21 protein-coding genes are annotated in these 20,497 nt (G+C 66.9%); 6 read left to right on the forward strand and 15 right to left on the reverse strand.

What is annotated here, in order from left to right:
• Position 1: 1 nt before the first annotated feature.
• Entirely contained in the window at positions 2 to 1,180 is a 1,179-nt protein-coding gene (locus ACIA8C_RS38120) for a glycosyltransferase (protein ID WP_397143453.1), read from the forward strand.
• A complete protein-coding gene (locus ACIA8C_RS38125) occupies positions 1,156 to 1,743 on the forward strand; it encodes a winged helix-turn-helix domain-containing protein (protein ID WP_397143455.1) in 588 nt (195 codons plus the stop codon). Before ACIA8C_RS38120 ends, ACIA8C_RS38125 begins: the two co-directional genes overlap by 25 nt.
• 130 nt (positions 1,744 to 1,873) lie before the next feature.
• On the opposite strand, the gene ACIA8C_RS38130 is transcribed toward ACIA8C_RS38125, so the two are convergent.
• From ACIA8C_RS38130 to ACIA8C_RS38140, 3 genes are all read right to left on the reverse strand, one after another.
• Positions 1,874 to 2,971 (reverse strand): CSLREA domain-containing protein, encoded by a 1,098-nt coding sequence (locus ACIA8C_RS38130; RefSeq protein ID WP_397143457.1) that lies wholly within the window; start codon positions 2,969 to 2,971, stop codon positions 1,874 to 1,876.
• Between the two features lie 209 nt (positions 2,972 to 3,180).
• Entirely contained in the window at positions 3,181 to 4,044 is an 864-nt protein-coding gene (locus ACIA8C_RS38135) for an NAD(P)H-binding protein (RefSeq protein WP_397143459.1), read from the reverse strand.
• A complete protein-coding gene (locus ACIA8C_RS38140; protein ID WP_397143461.1) occupies positions 4,041 to 4,493 on the reverse strand; it encodes a nuclear transport factor 2 family protein in 453 nt (150 codons plus the stop codon). The genes ACIA8C_RS38135 and ACIA8C_RS38140 overlap by 4 nt, the downstream gene beginning before the upstream one ends.
• A gap of 91 nt (positions 4,494 to 4,584) precedes the next feature.
• Here ACIA8C_RS38140 and ACIA8C_RS38145 point away from each other — a divergent pair, with 91 nt between their 5' ends.
• Positions 4,585 to 5,184, forward strand: a complete 600-nt coding sequence (locus ACIA8C_RS38145; RefSeq protein ID WP_397143463.1) for a TetR/AcrR family transcriptional regulator — start codon at positions 4,585 to 4,587, stop codon at positions 5,182 to 5,184.
• Between the two features lie 8 nt (positions 5,185 to 5,192).
• Here the strand turns inward: ACIA8C_RS38145 and ACIA8C_RS38150 are convergent, their stop codons facing one another.
• From ACIA8C_RS38150 to ACIA8C_RS38185, 8 genes are all read right to left on the reverse strand, one after another.
• The gene (locus ACIA8C_RS38150; protein ID WP_397143465.1) at positions 5,193 to 6,464 is read right to left on the reverse strand and encodes a diguanylate cyclase domain-containing protein; all 1,272 of its coding nucleotides are present in this window, start codon (positions 6,462 to 6,464) and stop codon (positions 5,193 to 5,195) included.
• Positions 6,465 to 6,517: 53 nt separating this feature from the next.
• Positions 6,518 to 7,327 (reverse strand): SAM-dependent methyltransferase, encoded by an 810-nt coding sequence (locus ACIA8C_RS38155; protein ID WP_397143467.1) that lies wholly within the window; start codon positions 7,325 to 7,327, stop codon positions 6,518 to 6,520.
• Positions 7,328 to 7,489: 162 nt separating this feature from the next.
• Positions 7,490 to 8,689, reverse strand: coding sequence for an ROK family protein (locus ACIA8C_RS38160; protein ID WP_397143469.1), 1,200 nt, complete (start codon positions 8,687 to 8,689; stop codon positions 7,490 to 7,492).
• Between the two features lie 151 nt (positions 8,690 to 8,840).
• On the reverse strand, positions 8,841 to 10,076 hold the full coding sequence (locus tag ACIA8C_RS38165) for a sugar ABC transporter permease (protein WP_397143471.1): 1,236 nt from the start codon (positions 10,074 to 10,076) through the stop codon (positions 8,841 to 8,843).
• On the reverse strand, positions 10,073 to 10,846 hold the full coding sequence (locus ACIA8C_RS38170) for an ATP-binding cassette domain-containing protein (protein ID WP_397143473.1): 774 nt from the start codon (positions 10,844 to 10,846) through the stop codon (positions 10,073 to 10,075). The genes ACIA8C_RS38165 and ACIA8C_RS38170 overlap by 4 nt, the downstream gene beginning before the upstream one ends.
• A 70-nt stretch (positions 10,847 to 10,916) precedes the next feature.
• Positions 10,917 to 12,005, reverse strand: coding sequence for a sugar ABC transporter substrate-binding protein (locus tag ACIA8C_RS38175; protein WP_397143475.1), 1,089 nt, complete (start codon positions 12,003 to 12,005; stop codon positions 10,917 to 10,919).
• A gap of 207 nt (positions 12,006 to 12,212) precedes the next feature.
• Positions 12,213 to 12,809, reverse strand: coding sequence for an NAD(P)H-dependent oxidoreductase (locus tag ACIA8C_RS38180; RefSeq protein WP_397143477.1), 597 nt, complete (start codon positions 12,807 to 12,809; stop codon positions 12,213 to 12,215).
• 66 nt (positions 12,810 to 12,875) lie between these two features.
• On the reverse strand, positions 12,876 to 13,634 hold the full coding sequence (locus ACIA8C_RS38185) for a class I SAM-dependent methyltransferase (RefSeq protein ID WP_397143479.1): 759 nt from the start codon (positions 13,632 to 13,634) through the stop codon (positions 12,876 to 12,878).
• Positions 13,635 to 13,781: 147 nt separating this feature from the next.
• Here ACIA8C_RS38185 and ACIA8C_RS38190 point away from each other — a divergent pair, with 147 nt between their 5' ends.
• The gene (locus ACIA8C_RS38190; protein ID WP_397143481.1) at positions 13,782 to 14,096 is read left to right on the forward strand and encodes a hypothetical protein; all 315 of its coding nucleotides are present in this window, start codon (positions 13,782 to 13,784) and stop codon (positions 14,094 to 14,096) included.
• 6 nt (positions 14,097 to 14,102) lie between these two features.
• Here ACIA8C_RS38190 and ACIA8C_RS38195 read toward each other — a convergent pair whose 3' ends face one another.
• The 3 genes from ACIA8C_RS38195 to ACIA8C_RS38205 form a co-directional block, all read right to left on the reverse strand.
• Positions 14,103 to 15,023 (reverse strand): LLM class flavin-dependent oxidoreductase, encoded by a 921-nt coding sequence (locus tag ACIA8C_RS38195; RefSeq protein WP_397143483.1) that lies wholly within the window; start codon positions 15,021 to 15,023, stop codon positions 14,103 to 14,105.
• 56 nt (positions 15,024 to 15,079) lie between these two features.
• Complete coding sequence (locus ACIA8C_RS38200; RefSeq protein ID WP_397143485.1) at positions 15,080 to 15,490, reverse strand: nitroreductase family deazaflavin-dependent oxidoreductase; 411 nt, start codon at positions 15,488 to 15,490, stop codon at positions 15,080 to 15,082.
• A 160-nt stretch (positions 15,491 to 15,650) separates the two neighbouring features.
• Complete coding sequence (locus ACIA8C_RS38205; RefSeq protein WP_397143487.1) at positions 15,651 to 17,162, reverse strand: flavin-containing monooxygenase; 1,512 nt, start codon at positions 17,160 to 17,162, stop codon at positions 15,651 to 15,653.
• 69 nt (positions 17,163 to 17,231) lie between these two features.
• Here ACIA8C_RS38205 and ACIA8C_RS38210 point away from each other — a divergent pair, with 69 nt between their 5' ends.
• Positions 17,232 to 18,248, forward strand: a complete 1,017-nt coding sequence (locus ACIA8C_RS38210) for an AraC family transcriptional regulator (RefSeq protein ID WP_397143489.1) — start codon at positions 17,232 to 17,234, stop codon at positions 18,246 to 18,248.
• A 3-nt stretch (positions 18,249 to 18,251) separates the two neighbouring features.
• Here ACIA8C_RS38210 and ACIA8C_RS38215 read toward each other — a convergent pair whose 3' ends face one another.
• On the reverse strand, positions 18,252 to 18,821 hold the full coding sequence (locus ACIA8C_RS38215) for a TetR/AcrR family transcriptional regulator (protein WP_397143491.1): 570 nt from the start codon (positions 18,819 to 18,821) through the stop codon (positions 18,252 to 18,254).
• Between the two features lie 126 nt (positions 18,822 to 18,947).
• Between ACIA8C_RS38215 and ACIA8C_RS38220 the strand changes: the two genes are divergently transcribed.
• Positions 18,948 to 20,378 carry an MFS transporter gene (locus ACIA8C_RS38220; protein WP_397143493.1) on the forward strand — a complete coding sequence of 477 codons (1,431 nt, stop codon included), beginning with the start codon at positions 18,948 to 18,950 and terminating at the stop codon, positions 20,376 to 20,378.
• Positions 20,379 to 20,497 lie beyond the last annotated feature (119 nt).

A 20,497-nucleotide genomic window follows, 5' to 3' on the forward strand; every position in this document is an offset into this window, starting at 1 on the left:
CGTGCGTGTTCTCTGTTCGACGACACCGATGGAGGGCGTGTTCGCGCCCGCCCTGCCGCTGCTCACCGAGCTGGTGCGGGCCGGCCATGAGGTGCTGGTCGCTACCGCGCCCGATCTGGCCGACCGGGTGCGGGCGACCGGATTACCGACCGCGCTCGCCGGCCCACCCGCGCCCGTCGCGGCCGGGCGGGCGGTCACCGATCCGGTGTTCGCGGATGGTGTGCAGCCGTGGCGGATCGGCGCGGTGATGTTCGCGCGCATCATGGCGCCGGAGAAGCTGCCCGAGCTCAGCAGGATCGCGGCGGAGTTCCGGCCCGATCTGATCCTGCAACCGCCGGTGGATCTGGCCGCGCCGATAGTCGCCGCTACGCTGGGGATTCCGTCGATCACCTATGGCACCGGGCTGCTGTTGGAGTCGGAGTTGATGGCGGCCATGGCGGAATGGGTTGCACCGCTGTGGGATTCGTCCGGCCTAGCACCCGATCCGCACGCGGGGATGTATCGGACCGGTTACTTGGATCCGGTTCCCGCTGCGCTACAACCGGATCGAGGGCCCGCAGCGAAATGTGCGCGGCCGATCCGGCCACATGTGCCAGGGTCTCCGGCTGAGGTGTTGCCCGACTGGATGGGGCAGCTCGGTGATCGGCCGGTCGTCTATTTCTCCCTCGGCACGGTGCCGATCTTCAATCAGCCCAGCATGTTCGAGCCGGTATTGCGGGCACTGGCCGATCTGGCGGTCGAGGCGATCGTCACGGTCGGCCGCACGAACGATCCAGCGGCGTTCGGCCCGCTGCCGGACAGCATTCACCTGGAGCAGTGGTTGCCGCTCGCGGCGGTGCTGCCGCGATGCGATGCCGTGGTCTGTCACGGCGGTGCGGGAACCACGCTGGCCGCGCTGTCCCATGGCCTTCCGCTGCTGTTGCTGCCGCGCGGCGCGGATCAATTTCCGACGGCCGCGGCATGCCGGTCGATGGGTGCGGCTCAGGTGCTGCCGCCCGATGTGGGCACGACCGACGCCGTCCGGGCCGGGATCGAGGCGATGCTCACCGATGCGTCGTATACCGCCGCCGCGGCGCGCTTGAAATCCGAAATCGACGACATGCCTTCGCCCGCGGTAGTGGCGGGCGGGTTGACAGGCGTTGTGCGGAGGAAATCGTGGAAAACCTGGAGCACACGGTAAGCGGCGTCCTTATCCAGCGCGACGTGGCGGTGCGGTGCCGGGTCCTCGGACCGATCGAGGTCGAGATCGACGGCGTTCCGGTCGATCTCCGTGGCGCGCGGCCGCGGCAACTGCTTGCCGCGCTGTCTTTCGCGGCGGGCGCGTCGGTCTCGAACGAGGCTCTTGCCGAATATCTTTGGGGCCGCTCGGCACTCGACCAGCCGAGTGCCAACGTGCGGGTTGTCGTGCACCGGTTGCGCGCCGCGCTCGGACCGCACGCCGGGCAAATCCTCGCGCTGGATCGATGCGGCTATTGGTTGATGCTCGCGCCCGAGCACACTGATCATGGGCAGTTCGCCAACCTGATCGGCGCGGGAACCCATGCGCTGCTCGACGATAGAGCGGACGAGGCGGTAGACACGCTGCGCGCGGGTCTCGCCTTATGGCGTGGGCAGCCGTGGCTGGAGCGGCGGCTACTCGACCATGATCCGGGGCTGCTGCCGCGGGACGCGGTTATCCAGGCGAGTAGCCGAAATCTCGTGCGCGGATTCCGGTCGTTCCCCGCCGCACGACAGGCCAGCTGATCAGGACGATCCGGCGGTTGCGCCGGAGACCAGCATCGACATCACCCAGGTGAAGGCCTGGCCGAGGATCGTCATCCAGTCGCCTACGTTGAATGAACCCATCGCGAATTCCTTTCTGGTTGTGTCGGTTTCACCGTGTGCCTGCGTCTGGGCGGACCTCGTCGCCGGTGGCGGTGAGGTCGCAGGAGTGATCGTTGCTGAGGTTGCCGCCGGTGGAGAGGATGATCGCGAACACCTTCTTGCAGTTCTGCTCGCCGAGGGCGGCGGTGTTCTGCGCGATGGTGGAGCCGCGCAGGATCAGGTGGCCCATACCGGGATTGACGGCATCGGTGAGCTGGTACGGCAGGGTGTCGAGATAGCCGGGGGCGATATTGATGCCGCCACCGCCCTCATCGGCGCTGTTGCCGAGGACGAGGGTGTCGATGAGCACTACCTCGCCGACACCGCGGATGTCGAGTCCGCCACCGCGGCCCGCGAATCCGCCGAATCGGTACCACTTGGTGTGCGGGTTGACGACGCGGTTGTCGGTGATTTCGGTGCGGGTGAAGGTGCAGGTGTTGTCACAGCGGACGCCCCCGGCCTCGCCCGCCGCATTCGCGGTGATGATGCTGTCGGTGGCTTTCATGTCGGCGACGGGGATGTTGAAGATGCCGCCGCCGTAGTCGGCGGCGTTTCCGGTAACCGTCACATGATCGAGAAACAGCTTGCCGGAGTTGGCGATTCCGCCGCCGCCGGTCTCGAACAGCGGGATCTCGTGTTCGGTGGCATTGCCGCCGGTGATGGTGAGCCCCGAGATCGCGACGTGCGCGGTGGTCAGCATGACACGGTCGCGGTGTCCGGCGTCCAGGACGGTACGGTCCTGCCCCGCGCCTTCGATGGTGGTGTCGGCGTTGACATCGAGGTCGCCGGTGGCCGGATCGATTAAGGGGCCGTTGCTGTTCCAGAAGTTCGGCGGAATCGTCAGCACATACCGTCCTTCCGGCAGCCGGATAGTGCTGCCCGGCCGGACATTCGCCGCCTGCACCGCGGCCCGCAGCGTGCACTCGCCGAAGTCGGTGCGGCACTGACCGTCGAACGGATTCGCGGCCGCACCGTCGGCAGTGGTTGTCACGGTGAACACTTCGGGCGACGTCCCCGCCGACCCGGTATCGGCGGCCGCATGGCCCGGCGCCCCGCACAGCGCGCCGAGAAACACGACACCGATCATCGAAATAGACGAGATCTTCATCTGACCAACCACTCTCGGCGCGACGACTCCGGGTAAAGACGGCGCCTCTCCGGCGCACTGTCTCAGTCATTCCGGTTCCGGTTCTAACAGAACCAAAACCGGCGCAGCGGGGTGTCGACCAGTTCCTTCGCTATTGCACAATTCCGCTGGGCGTGTCGACGAAGGCTGGTGGTCGAGTGTGGATCAGCGCGGGAACCAGGCGATCGATGCTAAACCGCCGGTAGCGCCGCGCTTTCCGTCAGCTCCGCGCGGTGCCGCGCGATGAACGCGCGGAACGATCCGGCGGCTCGGCCGGTCACGTCGGGCACGACCGCGGTGACACGGTCCTCGGCACCGCGCCGAATGTCGTCATCGAGTCCTGCGAGGAAGGCCGCGAAGTCGGCGGGCACGCCGGATTCGCGGACCAGCTTGGTGAATTCGGCGACGCCGACGGGTCGATGCCGCACCATGCGACCGGTCTCCTCGGCAATGATCGCGGCGCACTGCGCGTAACTCAGCGCCTCGGGCCCGGTGAGCAGGTGATCGGTGTTGTGCGGCAACGGGTCGAGGAGCGCACGTACCGCGACCGCGGCGATGTCGTCCGCGTCCACGAAGGCCACCCGGCCGTCACCGGTCGCGGTGATGATCTCCCCGGTGGCTCGGATGCCAGCTGCCACCGGGTGTCCGCCGACGAAGTTCTGCATGAACCACGACGGCCGCAGCACCGCCCATTCCGGCGCCGCACCCCGCACCAGGCTGTACAGCCGCCCCAACCCGGGTGTCTCGTCGGTGATCGCCGACGAGCCGAGCAGCACCACCCGCCGCACCCCGGCCCGTATCGCCTGGGCCAGAAAGGGTTCCACGATCGGTGCGGGGGCGGACAACCCGATCGGCGGGACCAGGTAAACGCCGTCGACTCCGTCCAGCGCCGGCGCGTGCGTCGCCGGCTCAGTCCAGTCAAAACGAATCTGATCGGCGCCCAGCGGTTTCCGGCTGGCGATCCGTGCTGCGACACCTGCCGCGCGCAGCCCGGTGGCGACCCTGCTGCCTGTGGTCCCGGTGCCGCCGGTGACCAGGATGGTCGGCTCGCTCATCGGCTTCCTTCCGCGGCGCCGAACGACGCGAGCTCGTCGGCGCCGCCAAGCGCCTCGGCAGCGGCGAGCGGGTTCCAGTAGTCGCGGTAATGCACGATCTCGCCCGCGCGCACGGTGATGACCGCGATGTACCGCATCCGATACGGCCGCCCGGTCCGCACCGCGACACCATCGGCCGCGAATTCGACGACGACAATCTTTGGGTCGGCGGTCACGTGCACGATCGGCGCATCGATCGCACGGACGTCGAGCTGCTCCGGGTAGTCCCGCAGGTAGTCCTCGATGGCCGCGCGCCCGGTCACCTCGGACGGATATCCCGGCGGCGCGAAGGGGAACTCGACGCTTCCCTGCTCCGCCCAGAGCCCGGCGAACCCGACCATGTCCTTCGCCAACAGCAACCGTAAGGCCTCGTCGACCACTTCGGTCGGCGTGCGTACCGATTCGGGCATCAGACCCTCCACTTCATTTGGACGATACGGTACCGTCCCGTCCGAATATAGCCGGGACGGTACCGTCTCGTCCATTCCGTATACTGTCGCCATGCCCGAGAAGCCCCGACGCGCACCCACCGGCGCCGCGGTCCTGCAGCCGCAGATCACCGCCGCCGTCACCGAGGCGGTGCTGGACGAACTCGCCGCGAGCGGCTACGTCCGGCTGTCGATGGAGGCCGTGGCCAAGCGAGCGGGCGTCGGCAAGAGCGCCCTCTACCGGCGCTGGCCGTCCAAGCAGGACATGGTGATCGCGGTACTCGCCGAATTCAGCATCGAGCTGGCCGAATTCGCCGACACCGGCGCGCTGCGCACCGATCTCATTGCCGCCCTTCAAGTGCTGCACGCGTGGCTCACCCATCCGCAAATGGCGACGATCCTGCCCGACATCACGGCCGAGGCAGGCCGTAATCCGGTGCTGGCGGAAGCGGTTCGGGCGACCATCGGCGAACCACGGCGCGCGCTGGGTACCGAACTGCTGCATCGTGCCATCGAGCGCGACGAGCTACCCGCCGACACCGATATTGAACTGGCGCTGGATCTCATTGCCGGGCCGATGTTTTGGCGTTTGAACGTCCGGCACGCCGAAGAAGAACCGGACTATCTCGACCGGCTGGCCGACCATATGCTCCGCGCGCTGGATGCCCGCTGAATCCGCGATTACCGCTGCCGGAACCGTGACTCGCGCATGCTCTGCGCGGCCTTGTTGCGGTACATGGCCGTATCGGCCGCGTGCATGAGTTGGTCCGGGGCAGTGGGCACATCGTCGAGGAAGACGGTGCCGATGCTGGCGGCCACGGTCACCAGATGGCCCTCCACCTCCATCGGCTCGACAAGCGCCTGCGAAAGCCAACCGGACACCTCGGTCAATTTCCCTGCGCCCGTACACTTTTCGATCAGCACGATGAATTCGTCGCCGCCGAGCCGCGCGACGAGTCCCTCGACGGGCTGGACGGCCGCGCGTAGTCGCTCCCCGACCACGCGAAGTACCTTGTCCCCCACCGTGTGTCCCCACACATCGTTGATCTCCTTGAATCCGTCGAGATCGAGATAGCACACGCCGATCGGGGGACTCGCGTTCGCCAGCCGGTCGAAGAACAGGGTGCGGTTGGGCAGGCCGGTGAGGCTGTCATGGTTGGCGTCGTGCCAGAGCCGGTCGGCCAGTTGCTTGCGTTCGGTGATGTCGATCGCCACCCCGATCAGGAACCGCACCTGCCCGGCACTGTCGCGCACCGCCGACATCGAGAGGTCGATGGTGGTGATGGTGCCGTCCGGGCGTAGGTGATCGGTCTCCAGCCGGAAGCGGTCGGACTCGCCGCTCAACAGCCGCTGCAACTCCGCGAAGGCGTACCCGATGTTCGCCGGGCCGAGCAGTTCGTCGACCGACCGTCCTGGCATGACTTCTACTGGCAGACCGAGCATTTCGGCCATGGCGACGTTCGAGTCGAGCACCCGCCCCGCGACATCGATGGTGCCGATGCCGACTGAGGCGCCCGCGAAGACGGCGGCGAACCTGGCCTCCGACAGCTGCCGCCTGGCCTCGGCCTCCTGCGCGGCGGCGAGGGTCGCCGACAAGGTGGCTTCCTGTTCGGCCAGCGCGGCCGTACGCAACGCCGCGGTGAAGCCCGCCGCGAACTCGGCGGCGGCGATCACCGCGCGGTCCCGGATGCGCTCGTAGTTCGGCTCGGTCCGGGTCGGGCAGAGGTCGGCCACCAGGTCACGGCAGATCACCACCACCGAGCGACTGACCGCCATCGCGTCCCGATAATTCGCCGCGACCAGCACGGACGCGGCATCGCGCGCGACGGTGAGATCGGCGGTGCCGAGCACCACCGCGGCCAGCGCCTCACCGAGCCTGGCCAGCATGGCCTCGATCTGGGTTCGCGTGAGAGTGGGGGCCACCGCGCCATCGAGCGCCTCGGCCCACCGCATCGCTAGCTCATGCGACCCCACTCAGGGACCCCCTGCTGGTTCGTATTCGCGCTTCAGACCTTTCGACCGACGCCGGCCAGACCGAGCGACCGGCCCGGTGCCTCGTGCAGATCCCGCTCGGACTCCGGGCGCCAGACCGGCAACGCAACCACGCCGGGCTCGATCAGGTCCCATCCATCGAACATAGCGGCGATTCCCTCGCGATCACGGAAATGGATACCAACTCGACTCTTATCCGTTGCGTGGGCGCCTAATTTGCCCGCGTCCTCGGGGCGCATCTCGGAGGTGAGGTGCGAGATGGCGACGTAGCTGCCAGGTTCGACGGCGGCGCGCAGGTCAGCCACCTTTTTGACGGGCTCGTCGGCATCCGAGAGCAGGTGCAAAACGGCGACCAGAAGAAGGCCGACCGGTTGGTCAAAATCGATCAAGCCGGTCTCCGCCGCCCGGTCGAGCAGCTCGGCGGGCTTGCGCAGGTCGGCCTCGAGCGCACCGGCCCGGCTGTTGCCCCGCAGAATCGCGCGCGAATGCGCGACGGCCACCGGATCGATGTCCACGTAAAGCACCCGAATATCGGGGTCGATGCTCTGCAGAACCTCGTGCACGTTGCCCGCCGTCGGAATCCCCGACCCGATGTCGAGGAATTGGCGGATGCCGGAATCGGCCAGGAAGCGCACCGCCCGGCGCAGGAACGCTCGATTACTCAGCGCCAGCCGGGGCAGGTCGGGCACCAACGTCTTGGCCATCTCGGCGGCTCGGCGGTCGATGTCGAAATTGTGCGAGCCGCCGAGCAGCGCGTCGTACATCCGTGCCGGGCTCGCCTGCTGCATATCCACGCCTTCGGGTGCCCACGCAGGCCTGTCCATCGAAACCCCTTTTATGCTCACGCTCGACAACGCCGTCATTGGATCGGCCGACCCACTCGCGTGCCATGTGTTTGATCACCACAACGGTGGTCTGAGCATAGTAGTCGGCTTTGGTGACCAGCGGGAAGATCGCGTCTGACCGCGGTTGGCCCGCACCCGGTTTCAGGCGCGGATCCTGGCCAGCGTCTGCACCGGGTCGGTCAGCACGTCGGTGAAAGCGAGCTCCGCCGCGCCGAGCAAGGTCGCGTCACCGCCGAGCGCCGAGGTGCGCAGCCGCACCCGTTCGCGGACCGCGAGCAGGCCGTCGACGGCAACCCTGCTGCGCACCTGGGCCGCCGAGGCGAGGTAGATCTCGCGCAGCACGCCGCCGAAGACCACCATCGACGGGTTGAAGATATTGACCAGATTGGCGACGCCGTAGCCGAGCCAGTCCCCCACCTGATGCAGCGCGTCCCTGGCCGTCGAATCGCCGCGCGCCGCGGCCTCCACGATCGCCTCGACCGCGGCCCGGCCCGCCGGGTCGGTGCGCCCGGCCGCGGCGATCAAGCCGAGCTCGCCCGCCTCGACCTCTAGACAACCGCGCGATCCGCACGCGCAGGGCCGCCCGTCCCGGTTGACGATCATGTGGCCGACCTCGCCCGCGTAACCACCCTCGCCGCCGAGCAGCTGACCGCCCATGATGATGCCCGCGCCGATGCCGACGTCGCCGTGCAGGTAGATCAGATCGGCAAGACCCGAGGCCGCGCCGCGTTCGCGTTCGGCGAGCGCGCCGAGGTTGGCGTTGTTGCCGACCGCGACGCGCAGGCCGAGGTCGAGTTCCCGAGTCAGGCTGGCGCCGAACGGCACATCCACCCAGCCGATGTTCGGTCCGTAGCGGACGACGCCGTCTTCCTCCCGCACCATTCCGCAGAACGCCACCCCGACACCGACACACACGGCATCGCGGGCGGCCTCGGCGATCATCTCGCGGGCCATGGTCGCCAGCGTGACGATCACGTCGTCCGGGTCGAAAGTGCCGCGCGGCCGGGCGGTTTCGACCTGGTCGAGGACCGATCCGCCAAGACCGACCCTGGCCGCGGCGAGCCGATCGGCGCCGACGTCGAGCGCGACGACGTAGACGCGATCCGATTCCGGCCGCACCACCAGCGAGGGCCGGCCCGCCTTGCCGGTCTGGCCAGGGAGTTCCTCACGGACCAGACCGGCCGCGGCGAGATCGGCGGTCAGCGCCAGAATGGTGCTGCGGTTCAACCCCATTCGCTCCGCGAGGGTAGCCCGCGAGACCGGACCGCCGCGATGGACGTGCCGAAGCAACCCGGCCAAGTTGCTCTTGCGGATCTCATCGGGCGAGGGGGCTGCCCTCATCCGCGTCTCCGCGCCTGCTGCCGGTCGTTGGTGCCTCGAAGCGGAGTTCGCGGGGTAACAGAGCGCCCAAGCCGAAGGCGTGGAGTTACCCATGCACCTGCGAAATCAGTCGTAACGGTGGCCTCCTTCGCATAGACCGATCCTCGAGCGGTTATCCGGTTCGTAGCGTGCGCTTACGCGACAGGGCGTCTACCCCCGCCGCCAAGAGCAGGACGAATCCTGTCACAACGAATTTCGTGCCCGCGCTGTAGCCCATCAGGCCCATGCCGTTGTCGATCACCGCGACCACCGCGGCGCCGAGGACCGCGTCCAGCATCCGGCCGCGACCGCCGAACAGACTGGTGCCGCCGATGACCGCCGCGCCGACCGCGAGGAGCAGCACACTGCTGCCGCCGGTGTTGGGGTCGACGGAGTTGGCGCGCGAGGCCGCGACGAGACCGCCGACCGCCGCCATCGTCGAACACAGCACGAAGGCAGCGATTTTCACGCGATCGACCGTGATGCCCGCGCGTCGTGCCGCTTCGGCGTTGCCACCGACGGCGTAGATGTGCCTGCCGAAGGACGTGCGGTTGAGCACAAAGGTCCACAGCAGCAACAGCATCGCGATCAGCGGGACCACGATCGGCATGCCCTTGAGCGAGTGCAGTTCCGGGTTGCGGCTGCGTTCGCCGTTGAGTACCAGCACCGCGACGCCGAGCACCACCGCGACCGCGACGATCCGCGCCACGATCACCGGCGCGGTCTCGCCGGTGAGCCCAAGCTTGGTGCGGGCCCGCAGTTTTCGGTACTGCAGGAACGCGAACCCGACGATGAGCACGAGGTACATCAGCCAGCCGAGCAGCGGCGGCACGTTCTTGTTCGCGACGGCCAGGATGGTGTCGTCGCGGATGGAGATGTTGCGGCCGTTGTCCATGATCTTCAGCGCGACTCCTTGCAGTGCAAGGAATGCCGCGAGCGTCACCACGAACGACGGTATGCCGATCTTCACCACGATGGTGCCGATGGTCAGCCCGATCACCACGCCGGTGAGCAGCGACGCCAATACCGCGAGGTACCAGGGCCAGCCGCGGTCGGTGAGCAACACCGCGAGCACCGCAGCGCAGACACCGCTGGTGAATCCCGCCGACAGGTCGATCTCGCCGAGCAGCAGCACGAAGATCAGGCCCATCGCGATCACCGCGATCGCCGCGCCCTGGGTGAACAGGTTCGCGAAGTTGGCCTCGGACATGAAGACCGGGCGCGCGGCCCAGAAGACGCAGGACAGGATGATCAAGGCGAGCACCGAGGGGAGCGCGCCCATATCGCCACTACGCACTCGCCCGACGTAGGTATTCACCAAGTCGGAAACCGGTGCAGTAGCAGGCTTTTCAGTCAAAACGGCGCTCATCCTTTTACTCCATTCGCGTCCAGGCCCAGTGCGCCGCTGCGGCCCGCCGTTATCAGTTCTACGACCTGGCCGTGGGTCACATCGGAGGTCCGGACCTGGGCGGCCATCCGGCCCAGGTACAGCGCCGCGATCCGATCGGAGACCGCGAAGACGTCGTTCATGTTGTGCGAGATCAGCACCACCGCAAGGCCTCTGTCGGCCAGTCGGCGCACCAGCTCCAGCACCTGCTGGGTCTGCTGCACGCCGAGCGCGGCGGTCGGTTCGTCGAGGATCACCACCTTGCTGTTCCACAGCACGGCTTTCGCGATCGCGACGGTCTGCCGCTGCCCGCCGGACAGGCTCGACACCTGCTGCCGGACGCTCTTGACGGTCCGGACGGACAGGCTCGCCAAGGTCTTTCCGGCCAGCTCCTCCATCGCGTACTCGTCGAGCACGATCCCGTTCTTGCGCTCGCGGCCGAGGAACATGTTCTGGACGATGTCGAGGTTGTCGCAGAGCGCGAGATCCTGGTACACGATCTCGATGCCGAGCGCGCCCGCGTCACGCGGGCTGTGCACCTGAACGGGGTTGCCCTCGAACAGGAATTCGCCCGCATCGATCGGGTGGGTGCCGCCGATACACTTGACGAGCGTGGACTTTCCGGCTCCGTTGTCGCCGACCAGCGCCGTCACCTCACCCGCGTAGGCGCTGAAGGCGACGTCGTGCAGAACGTGCACCGGCCCGAAACTCTTTTCTAGGCCGCGTAATTCAACTACCGGCGTACCGATCATGAGTGCTGCTCCTGAGAAGGTGCCCCCGCCGCCGTCCCCTCATCGAAACGGCGGCAGGGGCTGGGTGCGATCAGATGCCGTTGTCCGCGCAGAGTTTCGCGATCTCGCCGGTGCACAGCTCGGCCTTGGTCACATAGCCGTCCGCCACAACGTCTTTCACCTGCTGGATGTAGATCGGCTTGGGCTCCAACAGCACCGACGGCACGTCGGTCTTCGCCTCGGGGTCCTGCACCTTGCCGTTCGCCTGACCCTGCTGGCCCTTGGTCAGCGCGATGGCCAGCTCGGCCGCCGCATCGGCTTCCTTCTTGATCGCCTTGTACACGGTCAAGCACTGATCGCCCTTCAGGACGTTCTGCAGCCCCTGCACCGTGGCGTCCTGGCCGCTCACCGGAACCTGGCCGTTGAGCTTCTGCTTCTTCAGCACCGCGATCGCGGCGTTGGCGAGGCCGTCGTTGGCGGCCACCACGCCGCCGATGTTCGGCGTGCCGGTGAGCATCTGCTCGAAGATGGTGCCAGCCTGGGTGTTATCCCATTCCGGGACCGCCTGATCCGGGCCCTTCACGTACTCGCCCGCGTCGAATTTCGGCTTCAGCACCCCGTCGTAGCCGGTCTTCAGCAGCGTGGCGTTGTTGTCGGTCGGCCCGCCGTTCAGGTAGGCGACCACGGGCTTGACCGCGTTCTTGTCGGTCAGGCACTTGGCGACGCCCTGCCCGAGCAGGCTGCCGACCTTCACATTGTCGAACGACACGTAGAACTGCGCGCCGCCGCCGAGGGTGAGCCGGTCGTAGTCGATGACCGTGACGCCCTGCGCCTTCGCCTTCTGGATCACCGCCTTGCCGGTGCCGCTGTCCAGGTTCGTCATCAGCAGCACCGATGCGCCGTTGGTCATCATCTGATCGGCGATCGTCTGGAACGCGGTCTTGTCGCCCTGCGCGTTCTGGATGTCGGCCTTGACGCCCGCGGCGTCGAACGCCTGCTGCAGGTACTTCCGGTCCGCCGTCTCCCAGCGGGCCGACGTCTTGCTGTCCGGCAGGATCACCCCGACCTTGGCTCCGCCGCCACCTCCCGAGCCCTTCGAATCGTCACCACAGGCGGTCAATGTCAACGAGGTGAGCACGGCGACCGAGACGGCCGCGACGCCGAGAATGCCCTTACGCATGAGGGGGCCTTTCGTGGAACCACCGCCCCGGGAGTGCCCGGGCGGTCGAGGTCGAGCGAATGTTGTTCGCTGCAACATATTCGACTGTGACCCACCGCACAACCTGTTCTAGCGACCAATTTGTTGTTCGAGATAACAATCAGGACACGTGAGCATGTGCTCACATCCAACGCAGGCCGGTCGCCGGCGCATCGGCTCGATGACCGCCTAGATGTCCGTGGCAAGGGCGGCCGCCAGGTCGCGGGCTTCCCGTAGCCAAGCGGTGCGCGTCTCCTCGGTGGAGTCGGTGACCGTTCGGAACACCTTGCGCCGCACGTCATCCACGCCGATGTAGGGCAGCACGCAGGCCGCCCAGATCTGTTGCAGCGGGTCGCCGAAGACGTCGCGCTCCCGATCCTCGGTGGTGTCGGAGGTGTTGAGCACCAGGGCACGCTTGGCCCGCAGCAATCCGATCGGTTCCCCGGCGGCGTCGGCCAGCTTGTAGGCCACGGCGGGGGTGAGTACCCGCTGCACCCAGCCGGTGAGGATCGCCGGCGGCAGACCCCACCAGTTCGGATGGACGAAAATCAGGGCGTCGAGCTGGGCCAGTTCCTCCTGGTACCGGCGGACCTGCGCGTTGTCCGTCGGCGTGCCGTCGACGGTTTCCGTTTCCGCGGCGGCCAGCATCGGGTCGAAGCCCTCCGCGTACAAGTCGTGCGACACGACCTCGATCGCCCGCCCCCGCAACTCATCGAGCACCGCGTCGAAAAGCGCTCTGTTGAAACTGCCGACCCCAGGATGGGCCAGATACACCGCAATACGCATGACGATCACTGTGCCTCATCCGCTGAGAAGCCGTGCTGGACAGTCACCTTCAGCACGGCTTCGCGGTCAAGGGGTTTCCCGGCGCAACACCGCCTGATATTCCCACGCGTCCCACAGCGGATGGGCGGTCGAATACCGCTGGTCCGTCCGGAGTTCGGCGCCGTCGAGTTCCATCCGCTCGACGGCAAGGCCGGTGCCTTCGACCAACAGCAGCAGATCGGCGGGCGTGTAGCAGCGCCCGAACTGATCGAGCGCTTCGGACTCCTTGTCGACCGGCCACCACCTGTCGCTGAACCGGCTGGTTATCGGGTCGTAGTCGTTGAAGTTCGCGAGGTCGACGACGTATTCCTCGCGGTCGAGTTCGCCTGCGACACGAGCCCATTTCCACGGGCTGAACACATCGACGATCATCGCGCCGCCGGGGCGCAGCCATTCGCCGCTCACTCGGCGCAACAGCGTGCGCTGTTCGGCATCACTGCCGATACCGAAGCCGTTCCAATAGACCACACAGTCGAATTGCCCATCGAGCTCGACCTGGTAGAAGTCACCTTCGACGATCCGCAGGTCGCGCCCGTCCACCTCGGCCGCGCGCTCCCGCGCCTGCCGCGCTCGCACCGAACTGAGCTCGACCGCGACCACGGAGTAGCCGAGATCGGCCGCCACGACCGCGGTTGTCCCGCTGCCCGCCCCCAATTCGAGGACTCGTTCGACCCCGCCGCCCGCCAGCCGCGCAATAGACGCCGCGCGCTGCCGGTCCGACTCTTGCACCGTTTGCGGACCCCACCGCATCGGCGCGGTCTCGAAGAACACCTTGACCCAATCCATGAGTAATCCCCCTAGCCAGACGGTGACCGGCCCGCATACCCCCAGGCCGATTCGGTACAAGTCGGATCCTGCCTGATCTTCGACCGCGCGGATAGAGAGATTTCAAGGGGCACACCGAGATCGCACGGATCTGTCACCCTGTCTACCGTGACCGCGCAGATCGACTCGACCAAGTGGGTACATGTGGCCGCGCTCGCGGTAACGGTGCTCGGCCGCTGGGATGGCGGCCGGCTCACCGCCGGTGCGGTCGCCCATCGGAGTGGGAACGTGGTGGGCATATCCAACCTGTTCCACCCAGCGATCGAGGCAGCCGAGGCTTGGGCTGATTGCTCGAGCACGATCTACCAAATGTGGCCAGGCCGAAGCATCGTCGGCTACGAGCACGACGAGGACTTGATCGCCGCCATCCACCATGGGTTCACACCCGTTGGCCCGCTGCGAGTGTGGGGCGCCTCGTCCTAGCTGAGATCAGCCGACGTGCGGCAGGACTTCGGCGGCGATGCGTTCCATCTGTGCGGCCGAGTCGAAAAGTGGGTTGATCAGGATCATTTCGGCTCCGGCCGTCGCTACCGCGCGCAGCTCCCGAACGCAGGTTTCCGGCGGGCCGCAGACTGCGACCGGCAGCAAAGTCTTGCCGAAGTCACCGTATTGGGAGATCAGGGCCTCGGTCATCTGTTGCTGTGCGCGGTCGACGTCGTCGTCCACCGCGATGTACACGCGCTTCGCGATGGGGAAATCCGTGGTGTCCCTACCGGTCTCGGCGAGCGCCGCGCGGACAACCGGAACCTGCTCGGCGAATTTCGCCGTCGTCGTGGAACCGGCTCCGAAGAAACCGTCCCCGTGCCGAACCGCCCGGCGCAGCGCGGCAGGCTTACTGCCACCGAACCACAAAGGCGGATAAGGCTTCTGGAATGGCTTCGGCTCCATCGTGGCCCCCGCCAACTGCCAGAACTCCCCATCGATATCGACCTGCGGCTGAGTCCACAGCGCCTTCATCACCCGCAGTCCCTCGTTGAACCGGCGCACCAGATTGTCCGCGGGATCGACATCGAAAGCCGTAAACATCCGTCCCCGACCGCCGATCCCCACCCCGACCTCCAGCCGCCCTCGACTCAACTGATCCAACGTCGAGATCCGCTTCGCCAGATGTACCGGATTGTGCAACGGCGTCACAAACACCGCACACCCCAACCGCAACCGCTCATTACTGGCCGCCGCGAACGCCAACGTCTCCAACGGACTCAAAGCAGGCGCCGACCCCAACACCTGCTCCGTCATCCACGCCCCCTCGAACCCGAGCCCCTCCGCCCGCCCCAGATACTCCCGAAGTTCCTCGGGCCGAAAGGTGCCGTCGGGGGCATGCTGCGGAATAGAGATCGCGTATCGCATACATCCGACCCTAACGCCGCTCGTTGCAGACGTCCCCTACCGACGCGGCCGAGCCGTCAGTCTGTGAGGGTGAGGGTGACGACGGGGATTACTCGGTCGGTTTTTTGTTCGTATTCGGCGAAGCCGGGCATTACCTCGACCATGGCGGCGTAGAGGCGGTCGCGTTCTGGGCCTTCGGTGATGGGGGTGGCGGTGGCTTTGTGGGTTTCGGTGCCTACCTCGACGGTGACTTCGGGGTTGGCGCGGAGGTTGTGGTACCAGTCGGGGCTGGTGGGGGCGCCTGCTTTGGAGGCGATGATGACCAGGTTGGCGCCGTCGCGGAGGTAGGCGACGGGGGTCGTTCGGGAGAGGCCGGATTTCGCGCCGGTGGTGGTGAGCAGGAGTAGGTCAGCGCCGTCGAAGGGGCCGCCTACCTTGCCCGCGTTGCTGCGGAATTCTTCGATGATCTGCGAGTTCCAGTCGGACATGCGGTGCTCCTCGGGTGCGAAAGGGGTTGACGCCGTTACCCGAGCCTATCGACAAGATCGTCGAACCCTGCACTATCCGACCAGCCTCCGGCCCGTCGAACGGGACATGACCGCGGCGACAGAGTGCGGGCCCCGATGATGTCCCGGCCGACGGGTTCGGTCAGCGCACCGTCGACAGATCGGGTTCTCGCACTGCCGATTTCGGGGTGGCGGCGAGGGTTTTGTTCAGGTCGGTGCGCAAGGTGGTCGCCGAATCGAGGAGGTAGTTCTGGCGAACCTTCCAGGGGTGGCGGTCGCCCTGGTGCGGGAAGTCGGCGATCGAGCGCTGGATGTAACCCGCGTCGAGGTCGAGGAGGGGTTGTTCGTTGAGTTTGCCGTCGGGCTCGGGGACGACGGCGGCGTAGCCGCGACGGTCCATGTGGTTGAGGATCTTGCAGACCAGGCGGGAGCTGAGGTCGGCGCGCAAGGTCCAGGAGGCGTTGGTGTAGCCGACGCAGACGGCGAAGTTGGGCAGGCCGGTGAGCATGGCGCCCTGCCAGATGAACTGGTCGGACAGGGTGACCGGTGCGCCGTCGACGCGCGGGACGATGCCGCCGAACGGCAGCATCTGCAGGCCGGTGGCGGTGACGACGAGGTCGGCTTGCAGGATTCGGCCGGACCTCAGCCGAATGCCTTCCGGCACAAAGCTATCGATGTGGTCGGTGACGACCTCGGCCTTGCCCTTCTTCATCGCCTTGAAGAAGTCGGCGTCGGGCACGGCGCACAGGCGCTGGTCCCACGGGTTGTAGGTGGGCGTGAAGTGTTCGGCTACCGCCTTCTCGTCCTTGAGGATTCGAGTGGTGAGGCCGGTGAGCAGTTTGCGCGCGGCAGCGGGGCGGCGACGGCAGTATTGGTAGAAGCCGATGGTGAACAGGATGTTTTTGGTGCGGATCACCCGGTGTGCCAGATTCGGCGGCAGCAACTCACGGATCTTGTCGGCGTACTTGTCGCGGCCGGGGACGGCGCTGATCCAGGTGGGGCTGCGCTGCAACATGGTCACCAACTCGGCCTGCTCGGCCATCGACGGCACGAGAGTCACCGCGGTGGCGCCACTGCCGACTACGACGACGCGCTTGCCGGTGTAGTCGAGGTCTTCCGGCCAGAACTGCGGGTGCACCACCCGCCCGGAAAACGAAGCGAGTCCGGGGAATTCGGGCGTGTACCCGTGGTCGTAGTTGTAGTAGCCCGCGCACGCGTACAGGAAGCCACAGGTCAGCGAGCGCCATGAGATGCCGCCCGTGTCGTCACGCTCTTCGAGAGTCAGTGTCCAGCGGGCGGTTTCGCTGGACCAGTCGGCGGCGACGACCTTGGTCTGGTAGCGGATGTGCCGGTCGATGCCGAATTCGGCGGCGGTGTCGTTGATGTAGCGCCGGATCGACGGTCCGTCGGCGATCGATTTGGCCTCGCGCCACGGTTTGAACGGGTAACCGAGGGTGAACATGTCCGAGTCCGAGCGGATGCCGGGATAGCGGAACAAATCCCAGGTGCCCCCCATCGCGGCGCGGGCCTCGAGGACGGCGTAGGTCTTGCCGGGGCACTCGGTCTGCAGCCGATAGGCGGCGCCGATGCCGGACAGTCCGGCGCCGACTATCACGACGTCGAGGTGTTCGAGGGCTACGGCGGTCTCGTTCATGGTTCCAGTGTGAGACCGGATAGACCCGCATTCTTGACTTTGTGCGACAAGTATTTAACTCTGAACGACATGACGGTGATCCGATCGGCTGGACTGCGCGGCTTCCGCGCGACGGTCGCCGAACTCGGCGGCGATGCCGAACAGTTCGCCGCCGCCTGCGGCCTGCCGATCGCCGCGCTCGACACCGACGACCTACTTGTCCCCGATCAAGCACTGGCCGCGGTGCTGGAGCTAGCCGCGACGCGGCTGGACCGCCCCGACCTCGGCCTGCTCATCTCCCGCCGCCAAGACCTCGACATGCTCGGCCCGCTGGCCTTGGCCATCCGCAATTCGCCGTCGCTGACCCATGTCCTGGAATGCTCGGCGCGCTACCTGTTCCTGCATGCCCGCGCGCTCACCCTGACCCCGGAGCCGGACCCGTACGGCGATCGCGGCGTGATCGCGCTGCACTACGGCGTCCAGCCCGGCATGCTGTCCCCCATCCAGGCAACAGATCTCGGACTCGCGTTCGTGCATCACACAATTCAGCGCCTGGCGGGCGATCGCTACCATCTACTCTCGGTCGAATTGCCTTATCGCCCAACGGCACCGATCGACCGCTACGAGGAATTCTTCGGCGCGCCGGTACGGACGAACCGGCCGTACGCGGCGCTACGGGTACCGCGAAATCTGCCGTCACTATCGCTGAGCGGCGGTGACGAGAACCTGCACCGGCTGGCGATGGCGTTCCTGGCCGAGCAGGCGGGCGGCATCGACGCCTCGGTGGTGCCCAAGGTCCGCGCCACCGTGCAACAACTACTCGGCACCATCGCGCCCGAAATCGGTGCCGTCGCAAGGCTGTTGACCGTCCATCCGCGCACTCTGCAACGCCGGTTGGCCGCCGAGGACACGACGTTCGCCGGCATCCTCGACGACGTCCGCCGCGACGAAGCCCACCGCTACCTCACGACAACCGACATGCCGATGAGCCAGGTGGCCTCCGTGCTCGGGCTGTCCGAGCAGTCCACCTTCACCCGATGCTGCCGAAGATGGTGGGGCACAACGCCGACCGCGGTACGCCGCGAGGGTGCGACCAATCGAGGATGACGACTATCGGGTAACGCGCAACCCGTCGAGGGTGACACCGAGCAGCCGCTCGGCCGCCTCCGGCGCCTTCTCACAGGCGGCGCCGATGCCGTGCCCCAACCGCAGCACGTCGCGCGCCTCGACATCGGTGCGGATCACGCCCGCGTCCTGGGCGGCTTTCACCAGCGCGGTGGACGCGTCGTTGATCACCGTCCGGCACAGGGTGAAGGTTTCGGAGTCGTGGTCGATCAACGCCTTCAAGGTGGCCGCGAGACTGCGCTTTTCCATGACGAACGCCACCTGCTCGCGCATCCATTGCTCGAATGCGTCTGCGGGCGAGTGGGTTTCGAGTAGTTCGTAGGCGCGCAGACTGAGCCGTTCGATGCTGTCGCGATATACCGCCTCCATGAGCGCCTCGCGATTCGGGAAGTGCCGGTAGAGCGTTCCCGGTCCGACAGCGGCGCGGCGCGCGATGTCATCCAGGGGCGCCTCCGGGCCCTCTTCGGCGAACGCCTCGCGCGCGCACTCGACGATCCGCGCGTAGTTGCGTCGCGCGTCGGCCCGCATCGGCCGCGCCGTCGACGGTACGTCCACGAGCCCTCCAGTGGAAACGGATGAAATCTCCGGTTAGTCTTGCGTAAACGGAGAACCTCTCCATATGATAGCTCTATCGGAAACGGAGACTCTCTCCGTTTAGCTCACGATTCGATGGAGCGCTTCTTGTCCACGACCACAATCTCCGCGGGCACCCCCACGTCCGCCATCGGAAGCCGGCCGTTCCGCTCCGGCCTAGTGCTGGTCACCCTGCTGACCTGCCAATTGATGATCATCCTCGACATCACCGTGATGAACGTGGCACTGCCACGCATCCGCACCGACCTGGAGTTCAGCGCCACCGGCCTGTCCTGGGTGATGAACGCCTACACCCTGGTCTTCGGCGGTCTGCTGCTGCTCGGCGGCCGCGCCGGCGACCTGTTCGGCAGGCGCAACCTGTTCATCGCGGGCACCACCCTGTTCACCCTGGCCTCGCTGGCAGGCGGCCTGGCACCGTCGGCGACCTGGCTGCTCGTTGCCCGGGTGGTGCAGGGCATCGGCGCCGCTATGGCTGGCCCGAGCACGCTCGCGCTGCTGACCACCACGTTCACCGAACCGAAGGCACGCATCCGGGTGCTCGCGCTGTTCTCCGGCATGTCCAGTGCGGGCTTCGCTATCGGCCTGATCCTCGGCGGACTGCTGACCGAATGGCTCAGCTGGCGTTCGGTGCTGTTCATCAATGTGCCCTTCGGGCTGGTGGTCGTGGTCCTCGCGCTGCGGTATCTGCCTGACGCGGTGCGCAAGCCGGCCCACCTCGACCTGCCCGGCGCGGTCACCGCGACCAGTGGTGTCGCGGCGCTGGTCTACGGCTTCATCAGCGCCGCGTCGAAGGGATGGAGCAACGAGATCACCGAGATCTCGCTGGCGGCGGGCGTCATCCTGCTCGCCGCGTTCCTGACCATCGAACTGCGAACGGCGGAGCCGCTGCTGCCGCTGCGATTGTTCATCGACCGCAACCGTGCCGCCGCGTACGCGAACATGTTCCTCGGGCCGATGGCGGGCATGTCGATGTTCTTCTTCCTGACCCAGTATCTTCAGGAAGTGCGCGGATTGAGCGCGCTGGCAACGGGTTTCGCGTTCTTGCCGACCGCGGTGCTGATGTTCACGATGATCCGGCTGATCCCCCGGTTGCTGCCGAGGTTCGGGCCAAAGCCGGTGACCATGATCGGCACGGTGTTGATGGGCTCCGGGTTGGCGTTGCTGACCCAGCTGAGTACCGACAGCGGCTATTTCCCGCTGCTGTTCGTGGCGATGCTGCTGATGGGACTCGGTATCGGACTGGCGTTTTCGCCGCTGAACGTGATCATCATGTCGTCCGTGCCGCCGAGCGACGCCGGTGCGGCGGGCGGTGCGCTGCAGACGCTGCAGCAGACCGGCTCCTCGTTGGGCCTGGCCATCTTGGTCACGGTGTTCGGCACGGCGGCGCGCGGTGCCACCGGATCGGCACCGCAGGTGTTGGTCAGCGGCATCACGACGGCCTTCGCCGCGGCCACCGGCATCGCCGTACTGACCTTCCTCGTGGCGCTCACCTTCCGAAGCAACCGATCGACCAGCTGATTGCCTTCGGCGCGGAAAGCCGGCGGTCCAGTGTCCACTCGCGGCGCTGGGCCGTCGGCTTGCCGGCGCGGCCACGCCGAGGTCGACTCGCCGATCGCGCGGCGGCGACACGGCGCCAC

Origin of the sequence: Nocardia sp. NPDC051321 (genome assembly GCF_044455225.1) — a bacterium.
Classification (GTDB): domain Bacteria; phylum Actinomycetota; class Actinomycetes; order Mycobacteriales; family Mycobacteriaceae; genus Nocardia.